The 2,769-nt window shown below is 73.0% G+C and carries 3 protein-coding genes; 2 read left to right on the top strand and 1 reads right to left on the bottom strand.

The features are described 5' to 3' along the window. A partial coding sequence (locus WH07_RS30695) for a class F sortase (protein WP_046507219.1) occupies window positions 1-460 on the top strand: 460 nt, incomplete at its 5' end. A gap of 116 nt (window positions 461-576) precedes the next feature. On the opposite strand, the gene WH07_RS30690 is transcribed toward WH07_RS30695, so the two are convergent. Further along, window positions 577-1,356, bottom strand: a complete 780-nt coding sequence (locus WH07_RS30690; protein WP_046507224.1) for a sulfite exporter TauE/SafE family protein — start codon at window positions 1,354-1,356, stop codon at window positions 577-579. 216 nt (window positions 1,357-1,572) lie between these two features. Between WH07_RS30690 and WH07_RS30685 the strand changes: the two genes are divergently transcribed. Then, window positions 1,573-2,769 (top strand): NAD(P)/FAD-dependent oxidoreductase (locus tag WH07_RS30685; RefSeq protein WP_052744609.1); only part of this gene is annotated, 1,197 nt, incomplete at its 3' end.

Here is a 2,769-nt window from a genome sequence, read left to right as displayed (position 1 = left end):
GCTCTCGTCCGCCGCCCCCGTCGCCCTCCGCATACCCGACATCCAGGTCGACGCCCCGCTTCTCGGGGTGGGCCTGGGACGCGACGGCAGCCTGGACGTACCGCCGCCCGGCATCCGCAATGTCGCGGGCTGGTACAAGGACGGCCCGTCCCCAGGCGCCAAGGGCACCGCGGTCATCGCCGGCCATGTCGACAGTGCGCGCGGCCCCGCCGTCTTCCACAAGCTGAGCACGCTCCGCAGGGGGCACCGGATAGAAGTGACACGCGCGGACGGGCGTACCGCCGTCTTCTCGGTCGACACCCTGGAGGCGTACGGGAACACCGGCTTCCCCAAGCGCAGGGTGCACGGATCCGCCGACCGTCCGGAGCTACGGGTGATCACCTGCGGCGGCGGCTCGTCGAAGACGACCGGCCACCAGAGCGACATCGTGGCGTCCGCGCATCTCACCCATGTGAAATAGCCACCCCGGCCCGAGCCCAGCCCTGTCCCCCGACCCAAGCCCTGGCCCGCGCACCAGCCCCACTCCCAAGAGCCCTGCGCCGCGCCCCCGGCAACGCAACTCCGGCACCGCTCCCCTCACCCGCTCCACTGGTCGAACGCCAGCTTCGCGACCAGCGAGAACACCACCACCAGCAGGACCCCGCGCACGAATTCGCTCCCCTTCTTCAGCGCCATCCGCGCCCCGGCCATCCCGCCCGCCAGGTTGAACACCGCCAGCAGCGCGGCGAGCTTCCACATCACCGTGCCCTGGTAGGCGAACATCGCCAGCGCCCCGCCGTTGGTGCAGACGTTCACGATCTTCGCCGTGGCGGAGGCCGTGACCAGATCGAGGTGGAGTACGGCGGTGAGGGCCAGCACCAGAAACGTTCCGGTGCCGGGTCCGAACAGCCCGTCGTAGAAACCGATCCCGCCGCCGACCAGCACGATCGCCAGGACGGTACGCGCCCGGGTGACCGGGCCGCCGGGCCGTACCCGGCCGAAGGACGGCCGCAGCAGGACGAAGGCCGCCACCCCCAACAGGACCACCATGATCACCGGTCGCAGCACCTCACTGCTGATCCCGGCCGCGAAGAAGGCTCCGGCCATCGAGCCGGCGAGGGCCGCGAGTCCGATCCGTACAGCCGTCCGCGCGTCGACCGGAGCCTTCCGCAGATAGGTCACCGCCGCGCCCGAGGTACCGACGATCGCGACCGCCTTGTTGGTGCCGAGGATCTGCGCGGCGGGAAGGTGCGGGAGGCCGAGCAGCAGGGCCGGCAGGAGCAGCAGCCCGCCCCCGCCGACGACGGCGTCGATCCAGCCGGCCGCGCCGGCGGCGAGACAGAGCAGAACGAGCATGGTCAGCGATATGTCAGGCATGATCGCGACTCTATAGACCGCCGGAATCCGCGTCGCCCGCGCCTTCACCCGCCTCCGCCGCCTTCTCCGCCCGCCCCTCGCAGGCCCGGGAACTCAGCACCCCGGTCAGCACCCCGGAAGCCTCACAGCCCCGCGAACGCCGCGCTGAGGGCAGCGTTCCGTGCGGGAAACGGCGGGGATGCGAACGGGTAACAGCCTCCCCGCAGGCTTCCTGCCATGACCCCGACCCCGGACATCGTGGTGATCGGCGCCGGACTCGCGGGCACTCGGCTCGCGGCCCGCGTCCGGCAGCTCGGCGCGGACGTGACCGTGCTCGGCGAGGAGCGGCACGCCCCGTACAATCGGGTGCTGCTCGCCGAGGTCCTCGCCGGACGGTACGGCCCCGAAGTGATCGCCCTGCCGCACACGCCGGTACGGCGCGGAGCGCGGGTGGTCCGTATCGACCGGGCCGCGCGGACGGTCCACGGCGCCGACGGACAGCTCACCCGGTACGGCACGCTGGTCTTGGCGACCGGTTCACGCCCGGTGCTTCCGTCACTGCCCGGACTGCCGGGGGGCGGCGAGCCGGGCCGACTGCCCGACGCCGTACGCACGTTCCGCACATTGGACGACTGTCTGGCGATTGCCGCGGCCGTACGTCCAGGAGCGCGCGTGGCCGTGATCGGCGGCGGGCTGCTCGGCGTGTCGGCGGCCTCGGCACTGGCCGGGCGGGGCGCGGAGGTGGTGCTCCTCCACCGGGGCGCGCGTCTCATGGAGCGCCGGCTCGACCTTTCCGCGAGCGCGTTGGTACGGGTGCATCTCGTGGAACAGGGTGTGGAGGTACGGACCGGCTGCCGGGTACGAGGAGTCCGCGTACCGGCGCCGGGGGCCCACACCTCCAGCCGCACGACCCTGCGTCTGGCCTCGGAAACACACTCCGAAACGGCCGCCGAACCGACCGGCGAGCAGTCCGGCGTACAGACCCTCGACGCCCTCGACGTCGATCTGACCGTCCTGGCCTGTGGCGTACGGCCCCGTGTCGGGCTGGCCCGGAGCGCCGGGCTGCTGGTCCGCGACGGCATCGTCGTCGATGACGAGCTGCGGACCTCCGATCCGTGGATCCGTGCCATCGGGGACTGTGCGGAGCACGCGGGCCGGGTGTATGCCCTGGCCGGACCGGCCCTCGAACAGGCCGACGCCCTGGCCCGGTCCCTGACCACGGCACCACCGGCCACGGCATCGCCGACGCCGGCGTCACCGTCGGCACCGGCCGGGGCCCGCTACACCGGCACCCGCGCCCTCACCCGCCTCACGCTGACCCCGGCGCGGCGCCCGGCGCGAACGCCTTCCGTGCCGGCCGGCGCCCACAGATCAGCCGATGCCCTCGCAACAACGAACGCCCCCGGTACGGCCCCCGCCTCCGCCCCCCGTACA

The sequence above is a fragment of the Streptomyces odonnellii genome (assembly GCF_000981895.1).
Lineage (GTDB): Bacteria > Actinomycetota > Actinomycetes > Streptomycetales > Streptomycetaceae > Streptomyces > Streptomyces odonnellii.
Note: the sequence above shows the minus strand (reverse complement) of the source record. Positions and strands in the feature narration are given on the sequence as shown.

Bases quoted from the DNA above. Each gene is read 5' to 3' on its own strand.
- WH07_RS30690 (WP_046507224.1), bottom strand. From the start codon at position 1,356: ATGCCTGACATATCGCTGACCATGCTCGTTCTGCTCTGTCTCGCCGCC.